The sequence below is a fragment of the Streptococcus suis genome (assembly GCF_002964045.1).
GTDB classification, from domain to species: Bacteria; Bacillota; Bacilli; order Lactobacillales; family Streptococcaceae; genus Streptococcus; species Streptococcus suis_U.
In genome coordinates this window covers 12,233-36,325 of the sequence record NZ_POPB01000450.1, presented here as the reverse complement: position 1 = coordinate 36,325, position 24,093 = coordinate 12,233, and the positions used below count along the sequence as shown (strand labels likewise).

The 24,093-nt window shown below is 37.5% G+C and carries 20 protein-coding genes and 3 tRNA genes; 15 read left to right on the top strand and 8 right to left on the bottom strand.

Features of this window, described 5'->3' with window-relative positions:
* Window positions 1-117: 117 nt before the first annotated feature.
* A complete protein-coding gene (gene guaB, locus C1E99_RS11515) occupies window positions 118-1,599 on the bottom strand; it encodes an IMP dehydrogenase (protein ID WP_105207627.1) in 1,482 nt (493 codons plus the stop codon).
* 229 nt (window positions 1,600-1,828) lie between these two features.
* Entirely contained in the window at window positions 1,829-2,854 is a 1,026-nt protein-coding gene (gene trpS / locus C1E99_RS11510) for a tryptophan--tRNA ligase (RefSeq protein ID WP_105207626.1), read from the bottom strand.
* 358 nt (window positions 2,855-3,212) lie between these two features.
* Between trpS and C1E99_RS11505 the strand changes: the two genes are divergently transcribed.
* From C1E99_RS11505 to C1E99_RS11495, 3 genes are all read left to right on the top strand, one after another.
* Entirely contained in the window at window positions 3,213-4,085 is an 873-nt protein-coding gene (locus C1E99_RS11505; protein WP_105207625.1) for a YitT family protein, read from the top strand.
* A gap of 65 nt (window positions 4,086-4,150) precedes the next feature.
* Window positions 4,151-5,773, top strand: coding sequence for an ABC-F family ATP-binding cassette domain-containing protein (locus C1E99_RS11500; protein ID WP_105124987.1), 1,623 nt, complete (start codon window positions 4,151-4,153; stop codon window positions 5,771-5,773).
* A 36-nt stretch (window positions 5,774-5,809) separates the two neighbouring features.
* Window positions 5,810-8,389 (top strand): YfhO family protein, encoded by a 2,580-nt coding sequence (locus C1E99_RS11495; RefSeq protein ID WP_105207624.1) that lies wholly within the window; start codon window positions 5,810-5,812, stop codon window positions 8,387-8,389.
* Between the two features lie 410 nt (window positions 8,390-8,799).
* Here the strand turns inward: C1E99_RS11495 and C1E99_RS11490 are convergent, their stop codons facing one another.
* On the bottom strand, window positions 8,800-11,271 hold the full coding sequence (locus C1E99_RS11490; protein ID WP_105207623.1) for an SEC10/PgrA surface exclusion domain-containing protein: 2,472 nt from the start codon (window positions 11,269-11,271) through the stop codon (window positions 8,800-8,802).
* 146 nt (window positions 11,272-11,417) lie between these two features.
* Here C1E99_RS11490 and C1E99_RS11485 point away from each other — a divergent pair, with 146 nt between their 5' ends.
* Window positions 11,418-11,753: a helix-turn-helix domain-containing protein gene (locus tag C1E99_RS11485; RefSeq protein WP_306508878.1), complete on the top strand. Its 336-nt coding sequence runs from the start codon at window positions 11,418-11,420 to the stop codon at window positions 11,751-11,753.
* A gap of 61 nt (window positions 11,754-11,814) precedes the next feature.
* Here the strand turns inward: C1E99_RS11485 and C1E99_RS11480 are convergent, their stop codons facing one another.
* On the bottom strand, window positions 11,815-12,585 hold the full coding sequence (locus C1E99_RS11480; protein WP_044776928.1) for a hypothetical protein: 771 nt from the start codon (window positions 12,583-12,585) through the stop codon (window positions 11,815-11,817).
* A 254-nt stretch (window positions 12,586-12,839) separates the two neighbouring features.
* On the opposite strand from C1E99_RS11480, the gene C1E99_RS11475 reads away from it, so the two are divergent.
* The 6 genes from C1E99_RS11475 (at window position 12,840) to C1E99_RS11450 (ending at window position 17,343) form a co-directional block, all read left to right on the top strand.
* A complete protein-coding gene (locus C1E99_RS11475; protein ID WP_105207622.1) occupies window positions 12,840-13,127 on the top strand; it encodes a hypothetical protein in 288 nt (95 codons plus the stop codon).
* A gap of 45 nt (window positions 13,128-13,172) precedes the next feature.
* Window positions 13,173-13,664, top strand: coding sequence for a hypothetical protein (locus tag C1E99_RS11470; protein ID WP_105207621.1), 492 nt, complete (start codon window positions 13,173-13,175; stop codon window positions 13,662-13,664).
* Window positions 13,664-14,431, top strand: a complete 768-nt coding sequence (locus C1E99_RS11465; RefSeq protein WP_105207620.1) for a type IV secretory system conjugative DNA transfer family protein — start codon at window positions 13,664-13,666, stop codon at window positions 14,429-14,431. The genes C1E99_RS11470 and C1E99_RS11465 overlap by 1 nt, the downstream gene beginning before the upstream one ends.
* Window positions 14,432-14,524: 93 nt before the next feature.
* Complete coding sequence (locus tag C1E99_RS11460) at window positions 14,525-15,763, top strand: replication initiation factor domain-containing protein (protein WP_105207619.1); 1,239 nt, start codon at window positions 14,525-14,527, stop codon at window positions 15,761-15,763.
* Window positions 15,764-15,820: 57 nt separating this feature from the next.
* Window positions 15,821-16,159, top strand: coding sequence for a DUF771 domain-containing protein (locus tag C1E99_RS11455; protein ID WP_044775403.1), 339 nt, complete (start codon window positions 15,821-15,823; stop codon window positions 16,157-16,159).
* Window positions 16,160-16,221: 62 nt separating this feature from the next.
* Window positions 16,222-17,343, top strand: coding sequence for a site-specific integrase (locus tag C1E99_RS11450; RefSeq protein WP_105207618.1), 1,122 nt, complete (start codon window positions 16,222-16,224; stop codon window positions 17,341-17,343).
* A gap of 172 nt (window positions 17,344-17,515) precedes the next feature.
* Here C1E99_RS11450 and C1E99_RS11445 read toward each other — a convergent pair.
* Window positions 17,516-17,588, bottom strand: a tRNA-Asn gene (locus C1E99_RS11445).
* Window positions 17,589-17,593: 5 nt separating this feature from the next.
* Window positions 17,594-17,665, bottom strand: a tRNA-Glu gene (locus C1E99_RS11440).
* Window positions 17,666-17,777: 112 nt separating this feature from the next.
* On the opposite strand from C1E99_RS11440, the gene C1E99_RS11435 reads away from it, so the two are divergent.
* A tRNA-Arg gene (locus tag C1E99_RS11435) sits at window positions 17,778-17,851 on the top strand.
* A gap of 7 nt (window positions 17,852-17,858) precedes the next feature.
* Here C1E99_RS11435 and C1E99_RS11430 read toward each other — a convergent pair.
* Both C1E99_RS11430 and rlmH read right to left on the bottom strand, forming a co-directional pair.
* Window positions 17,859-18,533 carry a YoaK family protein gene (locus C1E99_RS11430; protein WP_105106566.1) on the bottom strand — a complete coding sequence of 225 codons (675 nt, stop codon included), beginning with the start codon at window positions 18,531-18,533 and terminating at the stop codon, window positions 17,859-17,861.
* Window positions 18,534-18,557: 24 nt separating this feature from the next.
* The gene (gene rlmH / locus C1E99_RS11425) at window positions 18,558-19,037 is read right to left on the bottom strand and encodes a 23S rRNA (pseudouridine(1915)-N(3))-methyltransferase RlmH (RefSeq protein ID WP_105106565.1); all 480 of its coding nucleotides are present in this window, start codon (window positions 19,035-19,037) and stop codon (window positions 18,558-18,560) included.
* Between the two features lie 164 nt (window positions 19,038-19,201).
* Between rlmH and C1E99_RS11420 the strand changes: the two genes are divergently transcribed.
* The 4 genes from C1E99_RS11420 (at window position 19,202) to dnaN (ending at window position 24,088) form a co-directional block, all read left to right on the top strand.
* Window positions 19,202-20,404 (top strand): S1C family serine protease, encoded by a 1,203-nt coding sequence (locus C1E99_RS11420; protein ID WP_419580082.1) that lies wholly within the window; start codon window positions 19,202-19,204, stop codon window positions 20,402-20,404.
* A 63-nt stretch (window positions 20,405-20,467) separates the two neighbouring features.
* Window positions 20,468-21,226, top strand: a complete 759-nt coding sequence (locus tag C1E99_RS11415; protein ID WP_105106563.1) for a ParB/RepB/Spo0J family partition protein — start codon at window positions 20,468-20,470, stop codon at window positions 21,224-21,226.
* Between the two features lie 201 nt (window positions 21,227-21,427).
* Window positions 21,428-22,798 carry a chromosomal replication initiator protein DnaA gene (gene dnaA, locus C1E99_RS11410; protein WP_105207616.1) on the top strand — a complete coding sequence of 457 codons (1,371 nt, stop codon included), beginning with the start codon at window positions 21,428-21,430 and terminating at the stop codon, window positions 22,796-22,798.
* Between the two features lie 153 nt (window positions 22,799-22,951).
* Window positions 22,952-24,088 carry a DNA polymerase III subunit beta gene (gene dnaN / locus C1E99_RS11405; RefSeq protein WP_105106561.1) on the top strand — a complete coding sequence of 379 codons (1,137 nt, stop codon included), beginning with the start codon at window positions 22,952-22,954 and terminating at the stop codon, window positions 24,086-24,088.
* Window positions 24,089-24,093: the final 5 nt, after the last annotated feature.

Here is a 24,093-nt window from a genome sequence, read left to right as displayed (position 1 = left end):
CTAGCGTCAAAAAGCCCTACGACTTAACAAGACACCTCTACTTTATCATAAAGAAAAAGTAGTGAGTACTTTCTCCCGTCGGAGATTTCCTCACTACTAATCTTAGTATGTTTTTGTTTACTGTACTGAATAGTTTGGAGCTTCGTTTGTGATTTGAACATCGTGTGGATGGCTTTCTTTCAAACCAGCACCTGACATTTCGATGAACTGAGCATTTTCATGCAACTCATTCAAGTTACCAGCACCTACATAACCCATACCTGAGCGAAGTCCTCCAACCATTTGGAAAATCATATCTGCAACAGAACCTTTATAGGCTACACGTCCTTCAATTCCTTCTGGAACAAGTTTGTTGGCTTCATTGACAGAGGCTTGGAAGTAACGGTCTTTTGAACCTTGTTTCATGGCTGCGATAGAGCCCATACCACGATAGGTCTTGAACTTACGACCTTGGAAGATTTCTGTCTCACCTGGTGCTTCATCCGTTCCTGCAAACATAGAACCAAGCATAACGGCATGACCACCAGCTGCAAGTGCCTTGACAATATCTCCTGAATACTTGATACCACCGTCAGCAATAATCGTTTTTCCATATTCACGCGCAACACCAGCTGCATCATAGATAGCTGTCACTTGTGGTACACCGACACCTGCGATGACACGTGTTGTACAGATTGAACCTGGGCCAATACCGACCTTGACAACATCAACACCAGCTTCATAAAGAGCACGAGCTCCTTCAGCTGTGGCAATATTGCCGGCAATCAAGGTACGAGTTGGGAAGTGATCACGGATTTCTTTGATTTTACGAAGAACACCTGCTGAGTGACCATGAGCTGTATCGATGACAATGGCATCTGCACCTGCTTCAAAGAGAGCTTCTGCACGTTCAAAAGTATCAGATGTGACACCAACAGCACCCGCAACCAAGAGACGACCAAATTCATCTTTTGCAGCATTTGGGAACTCAATCACTTTCTCAATATCTTTGATGGTAATCAAGCCTGACAAACGACCGTTTTCATCAACCAATGGCAATTTTTCAATGCGATGTTTGTGGAGAATAGCCTCAGCTGTCGCCAAGTCTGTTCCAACTGGTGCTGTTACCAAGCCATCGCTAGTCATGTTGGTAGAAATTGGCTGTGAGTAATCTGAAATAAAACGCATATCACGGTTGGTAATGATGCCAACCAACTTACGATTTTCCATGGTTTCTACGATTGGCACACCAGAGATACGGTAGGTCCCCATGAGTTTCTCAGCTTCTGCGATTGTGTGCTCAGGAGTTAAGAAGAATGGATCGATAATGACACCATTTTCAGAACGTTTTACCTTACGAACCTCATCAGCCTGCTCTGCAATAGACATATTCTTATGGATGACGCCCAAACCACCTGCACGTGCCATTGCAATAGCCATTTTACTATCTGTTACAGTGTCCATGGCAGCAGAAATAATCGGAAGATTAAGGGTCAAATTTGGTGCTAATTGCGTTTTTAAATCAATATCATGTGGCAATACATGACTTTCAGCCGGAATAAGTAATACATCATCAAAGGTAAAGCCTTTTTTCAAAAATTTAGTGTCCCAGTTTGACATTTTCTTCCTCTTTTCTTTTTTTCTTACTAGCTATCGCTACAATTATTTTATTTATGATAACATTTTGAAATCATTTGTCAAATATTATTCGCTTTAAAATAAGAAACAATAATAATTCAGAAAATTCATTCCTTCTTTCTTTTAGAAATTCGAACGTTTGGTTTTTACTTCGTCATAAAACAAACGAAAAAAGCAACGTTTTTAAAACATTGCTCTTTTATCGTTAACCTTATTTAAAGTAGTTAATTCCCATTGCATCCTTGACTTGATCCAAAGTGCTTGCTGCGACTTGACGAGCTTTTTGGCTGCCTGCTTCTAACATTGCATAGACCTGTCCCATATCCTGTGCAAACTCCAGACGACGTTCACGGATTGGTCCTAATTCTCTCTCTAAGATGTCCAGCAAATAACGTTTGGTCTTCACATCGCCCAAACCACCACGTTGATAGTGCTCCTTCATAGCTTCAATCTCGGCACGATCTTCTTCACGACCAAATACATCAAGATAGTGGAAAACCATATTTCCTTCAATCTGACCTGGATCTTCTACACGAATGTGGTTTGGATCTGTGTACATGGACATGACTTTCTTTTTGAGTGTATCCATGTCATCGGCCAGATAAATACCATTTCCAAGTGACTTAGACATCTTGGCATTACCGTCCAAACCTGGCAAGCGACCAGCTGCTTCATTTTCAGGATAGATGCCCTCTGGCTCCACCAAAATATCGGTTTGATAAGCATGGTTGAAACTACGAACGATTTCACGGGTCTGCTCAATCATCGGCTTCTGGTCATTTCCTACAGGGACAAAATTTGCCTTGAAGGCTGTAATGTCCGCCGCTTGTGACACAGGATAGACCAAGAAACCAGCTGGAATTCCTTCGCCAAATCCCTTCTGAGCAATCTCGGTTTTTACAGTTGGATTGCGTTCTAGACGTGCAACAGATACCAAGTTCATGTAGTACATGGTCAACTCTGCCAATTCAGGAATTTGACTTTGGATGAAAATCGTTGTCTTAGCTGGATCAAGACCTGCTGCGAGATAGTCCAGTGCCACATTACCAACTGATTCGATAATTTTTTGTGGTTCTTTGGCATGGTCTGTCAACGCTTGTTGATCTGCTAAAAATACAAAAAGTTCATGCTGTCCAGCATTTTGCAGTAGAACACGATTTTTCAAGGAGCCAACATAGTGGCCGATATGGAGTTTACCTGTTGGACGGTCTCCCGTCAAAATAATTGGTTTGGTCATTCCTTCACCTCATCTGATAATTTTCATAAAAAAAGCCCCGCACAGAAACTGTGCAAGGGCGTCTAAGACACGGTACCACCTTACTTAGGAGCAGATACTCCCATCTCAATGCACATAAGGCCTGCTAGCCGAATCCTTATTGGTTCGAATTCATTACAAAATCAGTCCATTCACCAATCACCATTACTTGTTTACAGCGACCACAAGCTCTCTAAAAATGGAAGATTACCTACTCTTCTGATTGACCTCTATTATACCTTTTAAAAAATAGAAAGTCAATACTTCCAAGCCTTGACGATAAGCTGGATTTTAGGGATAATAGAAGTTGCATTCTATGATATTCAAATAAGGAGAAGCTATGAAAGAACGGATCAAAGATTTTGCCTATGTAACTTTGGGTTCCATTGTCATGGCTGTTGGTTTTAACAGTCTATTTTTAGAGAATAATATTGTTTCTGGAGGGGTTGGAGGTCTTGCTATAGCACTTAATACGCTATTGGGCTGGAATCCTTCTGATTTTGTCCTTTACTGCAACATTCCCCTCCTGATACTTTGTTGGGTCTTTTTAGGAAAATCTGTTTTCATCAAAACCGTTTACGGTTCCTTGATTTATCCATTTTGTATCAAGTTGACAGCTGGTTTACCAAGCTTGACAGAAAATCCTTTGCTCGCTGCTATTTTTGGTGGAATAATCCTTGGTTTTGGACTAGGACTTGTCTTTCTAGGAAATTCATCTACTGGTGGAACAGGTATTCTTATTCAATTTATTCACAAGTACACCCCTTTATCATTAGGTCTGACAATGGCTATTATTGATGGTATTATCGTTGGTCTTGGATTTGTTGCCTTCGATACTGATACTGTTATGTACTCGATTATTGCCCTAATGACCATTACTTATATTGTCAACCGCATGATGTCTGGTTCTCAATCATCTCGAAATGTCATGATTATTTCTCAAAAATCAAGTCAAATTAAAGACTACATCACAAAAGTTGCTGATCGCGGTGTGACAGAGCTTCCAATTATCGGTGGCTTTACAGGGGTTGACAAGCGCATGTTGATGACTACCATCTCTATTCCAGAAATGCAGAAACTGGAGACAGCGGTATTAGAAATTGATGAAACTGCCTTTATGGTTGTTATGCCTGCGAGTCAAGTGCGTGGACGTGGCTTCAGTCTTCAAAAAGACCATAAACATTATGATGAAGATATCTTGATTCCAATGTAATTCATTGAAAATTCAAGTTCTTTCTAGTACAATAAGACTAATAGACAGAAAATAGAGGAGAAACTATGCTTACAGTATCAGACGTGTCGCTTCGCTTTAGCGACCGCAAACTATTTGATGATGTTAACATCAAATTTACAGCAGGAAATACCTATGGTTTGATTGGTGCCAATGGTGCTGGTAAATCTACATTTTTGAAAATTCTTGCTGGTGACATTGAACCATCAACAGGCCATATCTCACTTGGTCCAGACGAGCGCCTTTCTGTGTTACGTCAGAACCATTTCGACTATGAAGATGAGCGCGTGATTGATGTCGTTATCATGGGGAATGAGCAACTTTATAGCATCATGAAAGAGAAAGATGCTATTTATATGAAGGAAGATTTTTCTGATGAAGATGGCGTTCGTGCCGCTGAATTAGAAGGTGAGTTTGCTGAACTTGGTGGCTGGGAAGCTGAAAGTGAAGCTTCTCAATTGCTCCAAAACCTCAACATTTCAGAAGACCTCCACTACCAAAACATGAGCGAATTGACCAACGGTGAGAAGGTTAAGGTCCTCTTGGCTAAGGCCCTCTTTGGTAAGCCTGATGTTCTTCTTTTGGACGAGCCAACCAACGGTCTCGATATCCAATCTATCAACTGGCTCGAAGATTTCTTGATTGACTTTGAAAATACAGTTATCGTTGTATCCCACGACCGCCATTTCCTCAACAAAGTATGTACCCACATGGCTGACCTTGACTTTGGAAAAATCAAGATTTTCGTAGGTAACTACGACTTCTGGAAACAATCCAGTGAATTGGCTGCCCGTCTGCAAGCAGATCGTAACGCAAAAGCAGAAGAAAAAATCAAGGAATTGCAAGAATTCGTTGCCCGTTTCTCTGCCAATGCTTCAAAGTCTAAGCAAGCTACTTCACGGAAAAAGATGCTGGATAAAATCGAGTTAGAGGAAATTATTCCTTCTAGCCGTAAGTATCCATTTATCAACTTCAAATCAGAACGTGAAATCGGTAATGACCTCCTAACAGTTGAAAACTTGAAAGTTGTCATCGATGGTGAAACGATTCTTGACAATATCAGCTTTATCCTGCGTCCAGGTGACAAGACTGCTCTTATTGGTCAAAACGACATCCAAACAACTGCTCTCATTCGTGCTCTTATGGGTGATATTGAATATGAAGGAACTGTCAAATGGGGTGTGACGACTAGTCAATCTTACTTACCAAAAGACAATTCTCGTGATTTTGATACCAACGAATCTATCCTTGATTGGCTCCGTCAATTTGCCAGCAAGGAAGAAGATGACAATACCTTCTTGCGCGGTTTCTTGGGCCGTATGCTCTTCTCTGGCGATGAGGTTAACAAACCTGTCAACGTCCTATCAGGGGGCGAAAAGGTACGCGTTATGTTGTCAAAACTCATGCTCCTCAAGTCAAATGTCTTGGTCTTAGATGATCCAACCAACCACTTGGACTTGGAATCAATTTCCAGTCTGAACGATGGTTTGAAAGCTTTTAAAGAATCCATCATCTTTGCCAGCCATGACCACGAATTTATTCAAACTTTAGCAAACCATATCATCGTCATTTCTAAAAACGGTGTTATCGACCGAATCGACGAAACTTATGATGAATTCTTGGAAAATGCTGAAGTACAAGCAAAAGTACAAGAACTTTGGAAAGCATAATAAAAAGGCGATTTATTCGCCTTTTCTTTTAAATCTATGAAAAAAATATTTACAAAAACATCCTTTTATTATCTCTTATCTTTCCTTATTCCGCTGACTATTATTTCTATCGTCTTAGCATTTCAAGGAATCTGGTGGGGAAGTGATACAACTATATTGGCCAGTGATGGATTTCATCAATATGTCATCTTTAATCAAACTTTACGAAATGCTTTACACGGAGAAGGCTCTCTCTTTTACACCTTTACTAGTGGTTTAGGTCTAAACTTCTACGCTCTATCCTCCTACTATCTTGGTTCCTTCCTATCTCCGATTGTTTTTTTCTTTGATTTACAATCCATGCCTGATGCTCTTTACCTTGTCACTATTGTCAAGTTCGGGTTGATAGGATTGTCAACTTTTATTAGTTTAAAGGGAATCTATAAAAAAGTAACTATTCCATGGGCACTTCTTCTTTCTAGTGCATACGCCCTGATGAGTTTTTCTACTAGTCAGTTGGAAATCAATAGTTGGCTTGATGTCTTTATCCTGATCCCAATCATCCTTCTAGGATTACATCAGCTGGTAAGAGAAAATAAACAAATTATCTACTATGTGGCATTGACTTGCTTATTTGTACAAAATTACTACTTCGGCTTTATGGCTGCCATTTTCCTCACTCTGTGGACTTTTGTTCAATTATCTTGGATAGAAAAAAATAGAATAAGAACCTTTATTAACTTCACAGTCGTGTCAATGTTATCTGCTCTAAGCAGCCTATTTATGCTCCTGCCAACATATTTAGATTTAAAAACACATGGCGAAAAATTTACACAGGTTGTCAATCTAAAAACAGAAGATTCTTGGTATTTGGACTTTTTTGCTAAGAATTTAGTTGGTAGTTTCGATACAACCAAATTCGGCTCAATTCCGATGATTTCCGTTGGAATTTTACCACTTATTTTATCACTGATTTTCTTTACACTAAAAGATATCAAGTGGACAGTGAGATGTTCGTATGGTCTGCTAGTCAGCTTTGTCATTGCTAGTTTTTACCTCCAGCCTTTGAACTTATTTTGGCAAGGGATGCATGCTCCAAATATGTTTCTCTATCGATATGCCTGGGTGCTCTCAACCATCCTCATATACCTAGCAGCTGAAACTCTACAGAGACTTGAACATGTTACTATGAAGCAACTCATTTTCCCCTTCGCTTCTCTCATAATTGGCTATCTTCTAACCTATCTATTTAGAGATAAATATGATTTTTTAGCCGATGTAAACTTCCTACTGACACTTGAGTTTCTATTCGCCTATCTCATCCTATTTTTGGCTTTTCAAAAATACAAGTTACCTCTGACTTGGGTAAGTCTAGCCTTCCTAGCTTTTGGGCTATTTGAAACTGGAATCCATACACAATATCAGGTCCAAGGCTTAGCAAATGAATGGCATTTCCCAAGCCGATCCAATTATGAAGAAAAGTTGACAGACGTTGACAGTCTTGTCAACATTGCAAAAAACGATAATACTACCTTCTATCGTACGGAACGACTATTGCCACAAACTGGCAACGATAGCATGAAATACAACTACAATGGTATTTCTCAATTCTCTTCTATCCGTAACAGGGCCTCCAGTTCAGTCCTAGATAAGCTTGGCTTCCGTTCAGATGGTACCAATCTCAATCTTCGTTATCAAAACAACACCATCATAGCTGACAGTTTATTTGGCATCAAATACAACTTAGCAACTACCTACCCGCAAAAATTTGGATTTTCATTATACAAAAGTACTGACTCAATCAGTCTCTATGAAAATAGTTTTCATCAAGGTCTGGCTATTTTGACAAATTCTGTTTACAAGGATGTCAAGTTTACAAATCTTACCCTTGACAACCAAACAAATTTCCTAAATCAGTTGACAGGATTGACACAAAAATATTATTACTCTATTCCTATTACATCTTCTCAAAATACCGTAGAACTAGGTAACAGAATTACTGTCAATAAAACAGATGAAGAAGCTGCTGCAAAGGCAAGTTACACATTAACTATCCCTGCAGACAGCCAAGTTTATCTAAATCTACCAAAAATAACTTTTGCAAACGAAAGTTCAAAAAAAGTTGTCATAACTGTCAACAACCAGTCAAATGAATTTACACTAGATAATGCCTTCTCATTCTTTAATGTTGGGTATTTCCCAGAAAAAGTTGAAGTTCAAGTTGACATTTATTTCCCTGAAAATGCGCAAGTTTCCTTTGATAAGCCGCAATTCTACCGTCTAGATCTAATTGCATTCAAAGATGCCGTATCTATACTAAAAGAAAAAAATGTTGTTACAAGAACAAAAGGTAATAAGGTCACTGTTGACTTTGAAACAGAGAATGATGCATCGCTTCTTTTTACCCTGCCTTATGATAAGGGGTGGTCTGCAACTATTGATGGTAAGCCAGTAAGCATTCAAAAAGCTCAAAATGGATTCATGAAAGTCGATGTCAAGCCCGGACAAACACAAGCAATTCTAACGTTTACACCCCAAGGTTTTTCCATCGGAATGATTCTTTCCATCAGTACCATGTGTATTTTTATCGGCTATCAATTTTATAGATATCGATATCGTACAATAAAATCATCTTAGAAGAAATTCTGAGATGATTTTTTTTATGAAAAAATAAGAAAAAACCTTGATTTCTCAAGGTTTCCTATGCTTTATTTACTCCGCCAACAGATAATTGTACGTTAAAATAAGTTAAAATAGATAACAAAAATAGCGATAATCAAGGGTTTGTCACTTATCTATGGAGTAATGAAAAGAAGGAATTTGACCAAATTTTGACCACATGAAATTTTATAAAATATTTATGTATTTCCTAAATTATGCAGAATTTTTATAAAAATACAGTCTGACCAAGTTTTGACCAAGAAGCATTTCGGAGTAACTATAGTAGTTTTTACATCTATATATTTCCCTACTCATAGGTAAAAAATTTCCAGTTTTAAAAATCAAAAATATCTTCCTACTAATTAAAAGTAAGAAGATATTTCTTTTTAACGATATTTCTTTCTACTCTTCACCAAAGCACCTAAACCAAGAATACCTAGTCCAAGATAGCTCAAGTTAGTCTTTGTATCACCTGTATTAGGTAATATTTTGACACTATCTTCAGTAGATTGTTTCAATTCTGAAGAATGATTAACTACTTTAGGAGTTACCTGAACATCACCCTTAGTTTCAAATGTAGGCGCATAGTCCACCGTAACTACAGGAGTTTTTCCTTCAGTAGTAGGTACTTCAGTGCTTGGCACCTCTTCAACAGGAACTTCTTCAACAGGAACCCCTTCAGTCGGAAGACCAAGAGTTGAAATGTCAATAGTTGGTAACTCATGGTAAGCAGGCTCACCCTTCGCAGTGATAACTGGGATACCGTCCTCGCCCACAATAACATCAATGGTCACTGGCTTCTCAGGAGTTTCAACTGGTGTCTCAGGAGTTTCAACTGGTGTCTCAGGAGTCTCAACAGGAGTTTCAACTGGCTTCTCAGGAGTTTCAACTGGTTTCTCAGGAGTCTCAACAGGAGTTTCAACTGGTGTCTCAGGAGTAACTGGCACTTCAGGTGTCTCAGGCGTAACCAAAGAGTTCATGTAGAGCTTGTAAGCATCGACAGCCTGAGTGTGCTTATTCAAAGCATCGTTCAAAGCAGTCTTAGCAACATTCAACTTAGACTCAGCAGAGTTTACATTGTTAAGTGCAACTGGAATATCAGCTGTTTGACGAGTAACCTCGGCATTGGCATCATTCAAGGCTTTCAACTTTTCATCACGAACAGTCTTAGCTGTTGTAAGAGCTGTGTCAGCAGATGCACGGTTGAATACAGCCGTTGTAAGGTTAGACTTAGCCTGTTTAAGAGCTTCGTTCGCCAATGGAGTTTGAAGCGGTACAGCAAGTGCAGATTTCAACTCAGCCTCGGCTTGAGTTAAGATACCCTGAGCTGTAGTTAGAGCGGTTTGAGCTGTGTCCGCATTGACCTTAGCACCTGAAACCTGCATTTGAGCAGTAGCCAAACGAGTTTGGGCTTCTGTCAAGGCTTGCTTGAGCTCTTGTGGGTTTACTGGATTTTCTAGTAGACCTTCTTTGATAGAGTCAGAGATTTTACCATTCGTGTACTCATGCAGGATGCTTGAGCCAAGGTCTACTGTGTTACCGTAGATACCCAAATACTGAACACCAGTAGTGTTACTTGAATCAGCACCACGCAGACCTGCTGTTATAATAGCATGTCCAAATGCTTGCCAATCACGAGCGTCATCTAACATCATATCTACAAGAGTGCTTGCAATACGAAGCTTCAAGTCAGCCATTGTGTAGTCTTGAAAATCGTAGCGGATAACGTCAGGGGTTCCATTCTCTGCAAAAGCCTGACCGTACGCACTAACCCCACCTCTAATCGCCTGAATGTTATGACCCATCCCAATAGGGTGGTTAAGACGTAGATACCCATCTGAGATTGTCTTAGCAAAACCCATCGAACCTTGAGATACCAAGACCTTCGTGTCAATGCCAAGTTGGTCACGAATATCGTTGACAATCAACTGAGCATACTGCGTCAACTCAATCCAATCCGCCATCGTCATCTCATTCAAGCCGTTACCACCTTGCTTGATGATAACACGCTGGTTGGACTCAACAGCATTAAGAGCTTCTTTCAAGTTGTCCATTGTGTTGTTAGCACGACTTTCAGCAAGTAGACGCTTGCTTTCAGCCTCAAGCTCTGTCCAAATACGTTCACGCTCAACAGCATCCTTATTCTTGTCAGCTACATAAAAGTCTTTCAACAATTGACCGTATGTATCAGACAATTTGACAGAGAAGAGAGAGTCAACCTCAGCTTGCGCTTGATTTACTTCCGCTTGAGCTTGAATAACTTCAGCCTCAGCAATCACCACTGCATCGTTTGCTGTTTTCGCATCCGCTTCAGCCTGTGTGACATCCAACTTAGCAAAATCTACCGCTGTTTGAGCTTTGTCAATCGCTTCTTGGCGTTGAACATCCGCTTCCTCAGCAGGTTGGATACCCTCTTGAGCCGTTTCAACCTCTTTTTGAGCCGTTGTTACAGCTTCTTCTGCAGTAGTCAACCCAGCCGTCTTAGTCGTCACGTCAGCTTGCGCTGTCGCATACTCCTGACGAGCTTGCTGTGCAACCTCATCAGCGTCACGTTTCTCTTCTTGCTCAGTCGCCAACTGCTCTTGAGCTGTTGTCACAACCTCTTCTGCTTGAGTAACAGCCGTTTGAGCTTCTTCTACTTGGTTAGCAGTTGTCTCTACAGACTGCTCAAGCAATTCTTTAGTAGACGTTTCGTCCGCTACTACCTCAGTAGCACCATCACCATTGGTCGCAGTGACAACCTCTTCAGCCTTGGCAGATACCCCTGCCAACAAACCAAAGGTCAATACACCGACTGCACCAAAACCTTTCAATTTACGAATTGAACCTTGAGAATTTAAATTTTTGCTCTTTTTCATAAAACCTCCATCTGTATTAAATTAATCTTTTAAGGTTATTATACCGCGTTCTTTAGCTTTTAACAACTAAAACATATAATTAAAAACCTTTTAAGAAGTTTCTTCTTTACTATAAACCTTGTAAGATAATAAATAACGAGGTAATCATGATGGAAAATGCGAGTTTGAGACAATATATTGGTAAGAGAATACGCCATTTACGACTAGAAAAAGGTTGGACACAAGACGAATTAGAAGAAAAAGCCGACCTTGGAATGAATTACGCTTACAAAATCGAACAATTAGCCACAAATATTAAAATTGATACGTTTGAAAGAATTTTAGAGGCACTTGAAACAGATATTGAACACTTTTTTGATATCAGCATCAAGGAAAATAGCCCTGAACTCTCACAATTATTAGACTCACTATCAGAACTGCCAAAAGACAAACAGGAAAAAAGTATAAAAGCTTTTCAAAGTTTATTGGAACAGATGAAGTAATACTATAATAAAAAATAATCATGGTACGCAACTTATATGACGGTTGTGCACCATGATTATTTTATTTACTCGAAAATTCATTAACCTTATTTGATATTCTCATTAGTTGTTCTTGTTCTTTTTGATTTAGAATTTCATCTATTTCATACCACGAATTTGTAGAATCAATCCGAGCAATAAAATCCAATTTTTTATCAATATCATTCACATCAACTAACTCTAACGAATTTTCAATCTCAGTAATATTTTCAGATATCAATGTAAATAATTTTTCATTCGAAAGAATAGGATAAAACTTTAAAGGCTGTTTGCTTTTGAAAAACCAATCTGCAAAAACTATGAATAACATATTTTCTACTGAAATACGGTTTGGCTGTTGTTTTGCTAACTTTCCTAAATATTCGAGTGTTTTTACATCTAATAGCTTCAATCGATCCTTCAGCTCTGTTCTTAAAAAATAATAATTAAAGTTTTCTTGAAGCACATCAGCTATCCCATTATCATAATTTTCAAATATGTATTCCTGTAATTCCTCCCACTCAAAAATTGCTTTAAATATATCATCTGTTATTAATTTCCCATTTGGTTTTCCTCTTCCAGTTATAATATCGCCGATTGTAGAGTTTGAAAAACATATATTTTTAGCAATATAATCAATTTTTCCTTTTTCATGGCCTTTCAATTTAGAAAAATCTTGATAGCTTTTCAAATTTTCAACAACTGATAGAACCGCTGTTGCACAATCTAATTTTTCTTGTTCAGTAAACTCCTTGCTATTTGCTATAAATTCTTCAATCCTTTGTTTGTATTCTTCAAATTTTTGACTAGTCATTGTACTCAACCCCTTTCTAATTATAATATACAATAATTTAAAACTAATGACAAATACATATATATTCAATTAAATTAACATGGTAATAAATATTTTAGCTTTCAAACTGCCTATTTCATCGGTCTCAAAAACAAGGTAAATATTATCATTCATAATATGTTTTAATAGTTAGCGAAAGGAGGAAATGAATTCAAAGAAGTTCCAGCGCTTCTAAACTTCAAGAAAAAATCGCATGGTAGAAAGGAGAAAATCTTATGGAATTTGAGACAGTAAAAATACGCGGAATGCTGATGGGCGTAGCTTCAGCAACAGACTTTGAAACCAAAGCTGTTCTTGGGGTACAACTTGATCTTGGATATCGCACTGCGACCGGTCGATTTATGACGAACAATATCAAGATCATGGGTGCAAAGCAGGATGATTTTACAACTTTTCTCGACGAAGTTGTTGAAATTCAACTTGAAAACGTTTCAATAACTAGTTACCTGCAGTCCAATCGCGCGATGTTGTCAATCAAAGCTCAGAAAGCTACGATTTTATAGTTTTTTAAAAAAGGGAGGTACTCCCTCCCTCATTGGAGGATTATTATGTATTTTAATTATTCTTTTGTCTTGTTTATTTTGTTTGCAATCTATCTTTTTTTGAAATATCAAGAAAAGCAGGAGCAAAAATTGCTAAATCAGCAACTTTCATTAAATCATTCACAAATATGTGACGATATCGAAAATACCTGTCACAAAGTAGGAAAAGAATTAGGGAACGTAATCACATTTTCTCGTAATGATTACTTCCTGGTTTCAAGAACTCAAACAGAGTCAGCTTTAAGATACCGATTCCCTCTCTTAATCAAGGATGAACTTGACAATGAGGAATTGCTCTATCTCAAGAAAAACTTGGAAATCGAATTTGATAAGAAAGTCAAACAAAATTTCCTCCTTTACTCTTATAGTCAGGATGTATCTGTCTATTTTATGTTTAATAATCAGATTACAAAACGTGAACAGCTTAATTATCTTGACCTAGATATCATATTCTATCGCAATCAAGAGGAATTGAGACAGCTTTTAGAGGGTAGATAATGATACTACTGCTAGACTATTTACTATTTAAGAAGTCTTCGCTTTTTTTAAGGGAAGTGCCGTTCAACACATCTAAACCTCACTTGTTATGCGTAGGTGCAAGCGGAAGTGGAAAGACTATCTGTGCAATCGCTTTACTCGCTGAAGAGATATATGAGTATTATCAGCAGACCAAAGAAGCTCCATTTTTGCTCGTAGCTGACTATAAAGCTGATAAAGACTTTGAATTTTTAGATGAGTTACCTACCTTCTTTCGATTTGATGAAGTAGACAAGTCTATTGAATTGGCATTAATTATCCTAGAACAACGACAATCCAAACGGGATAGCTCTAAGAGAAAAGTCATCCTCTTTATTGATGAGTGGGGTTCATACCTATCCAGTAAAGATAATAAGCAAAAGAATGAAGTCATCGCCAAGCTATCTAGGTTAATGATGCTTGGACGGTCATTCAATATTCAAGTTTTCATCTGCAACCAGCGTGGTGATGCTGAATACTTTGGGAAAATTAGAGATAATTTTTCATCCATGCTAGTATTAGGAACCCTTTCAAAAGAGACAATCCAAATGTTCTTCTCAGAAGAGAAAGATTTGATTGCCTCCTCGAATCCAAGGGGAGTAGGCTATCTTAAAGTCAGTGGGAAAAAGACTGTAAAAGTTATTGTCCCACATATTTCCCCTGATAAACTAGAAATCTGTCGAAGATGGATTCATTTTGCGGTGACATCTTCATCGCCAGTTTCATCGCTCTTTACCAGCCCAGACTAGCAGATAGGCTGGGCTGGTAAAGAGCCTATCAATAAGCACTCAATCTGGGTACTGTAATAACCCAGATTCCACTTAATTCAAAAAGGAGAAAATATGTATAACTTAATCGATTTACAAAATTTCGATAAACAGTCTCTACACGTTAATATTGATGAGATTACAATTGTTATCCAGCCAACCGCTGAAACCATCGGAGAGTATCCAAGTCATTGGCAACAAATTGCTCAAGAATTAACAGAAATAATTGCTGATAAATTATCACTTCCTCAGCTTTGTGGAATGATGCAACTTGAGAAAATGGCTCCAAAGGGATATACAACTGCATATGGTTTTGAAAATATGCCCTATTTCTTTAGAATTGCGTTCCATGACCACTACATCAACATGGGGATTATTGTTAAGTTTTCCGCATCAGCACTCAGTTTCTACCAACAAATCTTTCAGGAGTTCTATAATGAACCGATTGAAGTTTATGATATTCTTCAACGCCTCAACGAACCCTATTGGGATATGCATCTTAGTCGAATAGACTTTTGTGCAGATTACCTTGATTTTCCTTTGTCAGTAAACGACATTTATCAAAATTTAAAAAAGAATAAATTTACAATTGTCACTAGCAAGGGGAAAAAGAGGCATTCAAAAACATCTGCTATCGAAATAAATCGAGAAGCTAAAACTATAACAATCGGTTCAAGAGGAAAGGGGACAAATAGTTTTCTAAAAATTTATGATAAAAAAGCTGAGCAATTAGAAAATAATGGTCGTTATGCTCAAGTCGCTCAGAATGTTGAAAGCTGGATACGTTTCGAGGTGACCTATAAAAAAGAGTATGCTAGACAGCTTACTAAACTAATCTTAGAGTTACCCTCCAGAGATTCACTACAGCAATTTATTGCAAACAAGATTGTTGAAAAATATTGTCTTGTAGACATTGAATCTAATAGAATTACTGAATATAGTCAATCGCTGTTAGATTTTTCTTCTTACTCACTTCCACTCACATTGCTAAGCCCTAGAAATAATGAACTTATTCAGACCGTTCACTATATGCTAAAAGGTAGTGGCTTCTTTCCCTTATTAAGAAAAGTAGAAGAAATATGGGGAGTAAATGCAGTGACCATTTTAATCAAACGATTATTATTTGAGTATGAGTTCAACTATGTGCCAAATCCTGACTTAAATATTTGGCTCAAGAAAAATCTCCTAGAACTTCAGGTACTTGATTTTGAAGAATACTTAGAAAGTATTATTGAGATTTTCTATAAAAAGAACGCCTCTTCTTCTAAAGTAACCGCCAAGAAACCAAGAAGAAAAGACGCCAACAAGTTGTAGAGATAAGGCTAGGCTTATCCCTAGTCATTATCTCATATTAAGAAAGGAATTTCCATAATGAGAATAAATGAAATAAACCTTGAATTTTCAGAAATCACAGTAAAACTTCCTGAAGGATATGCTATCCATTCAGAGGCTGAATATCAAGAACTACAAAAAAAGGCATCGATTGGTCACTATATGACACTGAATGAAGTCCTAGAGATGCTCTCTGTATCTCGTCCATGGCTACTTGAAAACGTCCTATATAAACCAACCATTCGCAAACAAATTGACATTGACCAAAACCCAAATGGATTTGTAAAATATCCTCAGAATCGAGGAGGACGTTATTACTTTCTAGCTAGTAAAACACGTGATTTTTTTGAACGGAATTTTCTAGAAATTTTCAAATAATTATGCTATGATAACCAAGACAACCCTTGGTTATCTGCTTTTTATGAAAGTGAGGTAACTATATGGCATCCTATAGACAAAGAGGTAAGAAAAAATTATGGGACTATAGAATCTTTGATGATAAAGGAAAAGTAATAGCTTCAAATTCTGGATTTAGAACTAAAAAAGAAGCTGAACTTGAAGCAATTGAGATTGAGCTTAGACTTCTAAAGGGAGCAAACATTGATAGACAAATTAGTTTACATGAACTTTGGAAAAAATGGTATGAGCTACATATCGTGCCTTTAAATAAAAAACAAGCGACACTCAACAAACACATAAAACGTGGCAAACTAATTGAAGAGTTTTTCGGAAATATGCCTTTAGTAAATATAAAGGCTAGTCGCTATCAACTCTTTATCAATCAATTTGCCAAGACAAATGGCCGTGATAATGTTGCTCGTTTAAATTCTGAAGTTAGAAAAGTGTTGGAATTTGCTAAACAAGACCGACTTGATTTCCATGACTTTACAATAGGTGTAAAGATAACTGGATTAGAACCAGCAAAATCAAAAGAAGATAAGTATATTCATAGTAAAGCAGATTATAAAAAATTAGTTAACTATCTTTACAACAATGTAAACTATACTGACAACTTAGTTTACTATCTTCTTTACATACAGTTAAAGACTGGTATGAGATTTGGAGAGGTGTTAGGCTTAACTTGGGATTGCATACTTTGGAAAAGCAAAGAGATTGTAACTTATAGGCGATATGATTCAGCGAAAAATGAGTTTACAGACCCTAAAACAAAAACATCTGTTCGAAATATTCCTATTGATGATACTGTAATAGAGGTACTTGATAAATTGCTAAAAGATCAAGATACAATTGATTTCGATAATCCAAATAATCTTCTATTTGTTAATCCAATTTATGGTGTACCTTCAAATAAAACTGTCAATACTTGTCTCAGTGAACTGCTTCATCAATTAAATATAACTCCAAAAGTCCTAACAGCTACTGGTATTCGTCATACCTATATCAGTATTTTACTGGCTGAAGGAATTGATATTTGGACACTTTCGAAAATCGTAGGCCACAAAGATACAAAGCAAATTATAGAAACTTACTCTCATCTTATTAAGGAAAAAGAGGAAGAAGAAACTGAAAAAATTAGAAAAATCATGTCAGCAAACACTTGACCATTTTTTGACCAAATTTTCCTATTGTATGATTATTCATGTCGCTTTTTCACGATTTTTTCATTCTTATCCAATATGCAGTAAAAACTGAGATAGTTCTAAATTCATTGACCAACTTTTGACCAAAATAAGAAAAAACCTTGATTTCTCAAGGTTTCCTATGCTTTATTTACTCCGCCAACAGGGCTCGAACCTGTGACATCATGATTAACAGTCATGCGCTCTACCAACTGAGCTATGGCGGAAAGAATAGTCCGTACGGGATTCGAACCCGTGTTACCGCCGTGAAAAGGCGGTGTCTTAACCCCTTGACCAACGGACCATTTTCAGAACAATAACTAGTATAATACACCACCTCCTTTTTGTCAACACTTTTTTAAAAATTTTTACCGTATTGACAGAGTTAGTTGTTTAATGTACAATAAAGTAGTTAAGGTTCCATAGCTCAGCTGGATAGAGCATTCGCCTTCTAAGCGAACGGTCGCAGGTTCGAATCCTGCTGGAATCATATTGGCCTATCGTGAGATAGGTCTTTTTTCTTGCCATAATTTATAATTGATATAAAAGACAGGGATGAGAATTCCGATTAAGGCATATTCTTCAAATTGAAAAGACAATTGGGTAGCAATAATAACACCTAACATAAACCCTATTATAGTTAATAAAATATTTCTTCCTGTCTTTTTCAGCTCTGCATCTTGTTCAATCATGCCTTTAAACCACAGATAGGCTGCATTTTTTACATTACCAGTCATCATAACATTGGCATAGGGTGCCCCTCTCAATCTTCTAAAGGTTTCCACCTGGATAGAAGCTACAAAGGCCAGGCTTGCAATAGTAAACGAAGCAGGCATAATTGGAGATAAGAGGATAGTCAAGAGGATGAAAATCAACATAATGAGACTACTCCCAAAGTGCCAGGACCAAGATTTTTTTTCAAAATACCTCCTGGCTAAATAGGTGAAAAATTGTCCAAACACAAAAAATAAAATAGGGACACAAAAATTAACTACTTGAGCAAAATCTCCCTTGGCCATATAGTAAGCAAGAGAGATCACATTTCCTGATTGTACACCTGCAAAACGTCCACCTTGGGTCACATAGGTAAAGGCATTGAGATAGCCACTAATAAAGGTCAAGGAACAAGCTACGCGTAATCCTTCAAAAACACGATAATCTTTCTGATTCATTTCAACTCCTTGTTTCACGTGAAACTATTTATGGTAGGGACTGCCTTGTTGGATCATAAAAGCACGATAAATTTGCTCGATAAGAACCAATTTCATTAGTTGATGAGGAAGGGTTAGTTGACCAAAGCTCATCAGTAAATTGGCTCTTTTCTTCACTTGAGGATCCAAACCTAGGCTACCGCCAATGATAAAGGTAATATCGGAATAGCCGCTCACTGTAATATCAGATAATTTCTTACTGAACTCCTCAGATGGAAACTGTTTACCTTCAATAGCTAGAGCAATAACATAATCACGATCGCTGATTTTAGCCATAATTCGCTCAGCCTCTTTTTTCAATATTTGTTCATTCTCGGCCTGGCTTGCCCTGTCTGGCGTCTTTTCATCCGCAAGCTCAATCAGTTCCAACTTGGTAAAACGACCCAATCGTTTACTATACTCTGCTATCCCATCCTTGAGATATTTCTCTTTCAATTTTCCAACGGTAATCAATTTTATTTTCATAAAAATATTGTAACATATCCACAGGCTTCTAGTAGGCTTAATTCCGAAAAAATCTCAGAAAATCAGAGTTTGTTCACATTATTCACATAGTTATCCACAGGTTGTGGATTGATTTTTGAAAACTTTAAGCTATAATTAAGAAAGCAGGAGTAATCTTAAGGAAAATTAAAGAAACAGAAAGGATTCTCTATATGAAAAGATATTTGAAATTTGCTATTTTATTTGCTGTCGGTTTTATAGGGGGATTAGCTGGGGCATTGACCGCATCATTTTTTCAACCACAGGTCCAGCAAGCTAGCTCAGCAATTACCAGCGTCAGCAATGTCCAATATGATAATGAAACTTCGACAACTCAGGCAGTTGAAAAAGTTCAAAACGCCGTTGTTTCCGTTATCAATTACCAAACTGCATCGAGCAACAGTCTGAGTGCCATTTTTGGGAACATTGAGAGTTCTGATGAATTGGCTGTTGCGGGAGAAGGATCTGGTGTTATCTACAAAAAAGATGGGAATACTGCCTATATTGTAACCAATACTCACGTTATCAATAATGCAGAAAAAATTGACATCCTTCTTGCTTCTGGAGAAAAAGTATCTGGTGAATTAGTCGGATCCGATACCTACTCTGATATAGCCGTTATTAAAATCGCTGCGGACAAGGTGACAGCAGTAGCTGAATTCGCGGACTCTGATACTATTAAAGTTGGTGAAACAGCCATCGCCATCGGTAGCCCATTGGGAAGTGTTTATGCAAATACTGTCACACAAGGAATTATCTCCAGCCTCAGTCGTACCGTTACCTCTCAGTCTGAAGATGGACAAACCATTTCAACCAATGCTATTCAGACAGATACAGCCATTAACCCTGGTAATTCCGGTGGACCGCTCATCAATATTCAAGGTCAAGTTATCGGGATTACGTCTAGCAAAATTACCTCTAGTTCTTTAAGTAGTTCTGGAGTCGCAGTTGAAGGGATGGGATTTGCAATTCCTTCGAACGATGCCGTATCCATTATAAATCAACTTGAAAAAGATGGGAAGGTTAGTCGTCCTGCCCTCGGCGTTCACATGGTTAACTTGACAGATTTGTCAACCAGTCAACTCGAAAAAGCCGGTCTAACTAATACTGATTTGACATCTGGTGTCATCGTTGTTTCTACACAAGCCGGACTTCCTGCAGATGGAAAATTCGAAACCTACGATGTCATTACAGATATTGACGGTGAAACTATCGAAAACAAGAGTGATTTACAAAGTGCCCTTTACAATCATCAAGTAGGCGATACAATTACCATTACCTACTATAGAAATAATAAGAAACAGACAGTTGACATTAAATTGACACATTCAACAGATCAACTACAGTAAAAATAAATAAAGTAGACTTTACAAGATTGTAAAGTCTGTTTTTTTTTGCTAAAATAGGCCTATATGGAAGAATTACGTACGATTAAGATTTCAGATATCCACCCCAATCCCTACCAGCCTAGAATTCATTTTGATGAAAAGAAGTTAGAAGAGCTTGCTCAATCTATAAAAGAAAATGGCTTGATTCAACCAATCATCGTAAGAAAATCATCTGTTATTGGCTATGAACTCCTGGCAGGCGAAAGGAGATGGAGGGCCAGTCAATTAGCAGGAATGACAGAAATCCCAGCAATCGTAAAAGAATTGAGCGACGACGACTTGCTCTATCAGGCGATTATTGAAAATTTACAACGGTCAGACTTAAATCCAATTGAAGAAGCTACTTCCTATCAGAAACTCATCAGCAAGGGCTTAACTCATGACGAAATCGCACAAATTATGGGAAAATCTAGACCCTATATCAGCAACCTCCTTCGATTACTGAATCTTTCCGAACAAACTCAAGAAGCCGTCAAAGCAGGAAAAATTTCACAAGGCCACGCGCGTCAGTTAGTCGCATGTTCAGCAGAAAAGCAGGCTGTTTGGGTTCAGGAAATCATCGAAAAAGATTTGAGTGTACGAGCTCTTGAAAAGATTCTATCCAAGAAGAAAAAAACAAAGGTACAACGCAAAAATCAATTCCTAAAAGAACAGGAAAACATTCTCAATCAACTGCTAGGAACTCCCACAAAAATTCTTCAGAAAAAAAATGGTTGTGGTGAAATTCGAATCAGTTTTAATAGTTTAGAAGAGTTCGATAGAATTATCAACAACTTAAAATAGACTTGTGAGTATAAATTTTTCATATACACCTTTTTCCACAGCAAAATAACCTTAGAAAGCTAGAATCTACACAGGTTCTGGCTTTTATTCACATCCTGTGGAAAACTATTTTGAACAATGTGGATTTTTATAATTATCTGTGGAAAACTTTTTATTTTTATGGTACACTATTCTAGCGAATGAATCCGAGAGGAGGAGAATATGAACCAAGAACAACAATTTTGGCAACGTTTCATTGAATTAGCAAAATCAAGTTTTAAAGCATCTATTTTTGATTTCTACGTTGCTGATGCCAAATTACTTGGAATCCACCAACAAGTAGCTACAATTTTTCTAAATAGACCCTTTAAAAAAGATTTCTGGGAAAAAAATTTCGAAGAACTGATGGCTGCAGCCAGTTTTGAAATTTTCGGTGAACCTCTAGTTATCCACTATCAATTTACAGAGGAAATCACAGAAATCGTCTCCCCAATTACTACAACAACTAAACCTTCTAATTCCCTTCAACCAACCAATACTATCGTTGAAGAAGTGCTACAGCCTGTCCATGCCGATATTAAGCCCCAATATACCTTTTCAAATTTCGTCCAAGGAGACAATAATCATTGGGCTAAGGCAGCAGCATTAGCTGTCTCTGATAACTTAGGAGAGCTCTATAATCCGCTCTTTATCTTTGGTGGACCTGGTCTAGGTAAGACACATATTCTAAATGCAATCGGTAATAAAGTCCTTTCGGACAATCCGAATGCCAGAATCAAATATGTATCATCAGAAACTTTTATCAATGAATTATTGGAGCACATGCGGTTAAACAAGATGAAGCAATTCAAAGAAACCTATCGTAATCTTGATTTGCTCTTGATTGATGATATCCAATCCATTCAGAAGAAAGAAACGACCCAGGAAGAATTCTTCCATACCTTCAATGCGCTACATCAAAAGAATAAACAAATAGTTTTAACCAGTGATCGAAATCCCGACTATCTAGATAATCTAGAAGAACGCCTTGTGACTCGTTTTAAATGGGGATTGACGAGTGAAATCACGCCACCTGACTTTGAAACACGTATTGCTATTTTACGCAATAAATGCGAAGAATTTCCTTATCATTTCACAAATGATACCCTCTCCTACCTAGCAGGTCAATTTGATTCAAACGTCCGAGATTTAGAAGGGGCCCTCAAGGACATTAATCTATTGGCTTCTATGCGTAATTTGTCTGAAATCACAGTAGAAGTGGCTGCTGAAGCCATCCGTTCTAGGAAACAGACAAATCCTCAAAACATGGTCATTCCAATCGAAAAAATCCAAACTGAAGTTGGAAATTTTTATGGTATCAGTCTCAAAGAACTAAAAGGATCCAAACGAGTTCAACACATTGTACACGCACGCCAGGTTGCTATGTTTTTAGCCCGTGAAATGACTGACAATTCTTTGCCGAAAATCGGAAGAGAATTTGGTAATCGTGACCACACAACCGTTATGCATGCTTATAATAAAATTAAAAGCTTACTAATGGATGACGATAATTTAGAGATTGAAATTACGAGTATAAAAAATAAAATTCGCTAACCTGTGTATAAGTTTTGAAAAAATCACCTACTTTTCCACAAGTTATAAACAGGCAACAAATCGAGATGTAAGAAGGTTTTTGTCACTTTTCCACAGAATACACAGGGCCTACTACTACTACTAACCTTATAGATAATAAATAAAGGAGTCTCCATGATTCAATTTTCAATTAATAAAAACGTGTTTTTACAAGCACTCAATACTACCAAACGAGCAATCAGTACCAAAAACGCTATCCCTATACTCTCAACAATAAAAATTACTGTTACAAGCGACGGAATTACATTAACAGGTTCAAATGGTCAGATTTCTATTGAACATTTTATCTCCATTCAAGATGAGAATGCTGGACTCTTAATAACTTCTCCAGGTGCCATTCTTTTAGAAGCTGGATTCTTTATCAACGTTGTTTCAAGCATGCCAGATATTGTTCTTGATTTTAATGAAATCGAACAAAAGCAAGTTGTATTAACAAGTGGTAAATCAGAAATCACGCTAAAAGGAAAAGAACCAGAGCAATATCCACGTTTACAGGAAGTTCCAACTTCAAAACCTTTGGTATTGGAAACAAAAGTATTAAAACAGACTATCAACGAAACAGCCTTTGCAGCTTCTCTACAAGAAAGTCGCCCAATACTAACAGGTGTTCACTTTGTCTTGACAGATAATAAAAATCTTAAAACAGTTGCCACAGATTCACACCGTATGAGTCAACGTAAATTGGTTCTTGAAAAAGCAGGTGATGATTTTAACGTGGTAATTCCAAGTCGTTCTCTCCGTGAATTTACCGTTGTTTTTACGGATGATATCGAAACAGTTGAAGTCTTTTTCTCCAACAATCAGATTCTTTTTAGAAGTGAACATATTAGTTTCTATACTCGTTTGCTAGAAGGAACCTATCCAGATACAGACCGTCTCATTCCAACAGATTTTAAAACAATGGCAATTTTTGATACAGACAAACTCCGCCATTCAATGGAGCGGGCTCGTCTTCTGTCAAATGCAACTCAAAATGGCACAGTAAAACTTGAAATTGCGAACAATGTCGTCACAGCTCATGTCAACTCTCCAGAAGTTGGACGTGTAAACGAAGAATTGGACACACTAGAAGTGACTGGAGAAGATTTGGTGATTAGTTTTAACCCAACTTACTTGATTGAAGCCTTGAAGGCTACCAATAGTGAGCAGGTCAAAATCAGCTTTATCTCCTCTGTTAGACCATTTACTTTGGTTCCAAATAACGAAGAGGAAGATCTTATCCAACTGGTAACTCCAGTTCGTACCAATTAGTTGAT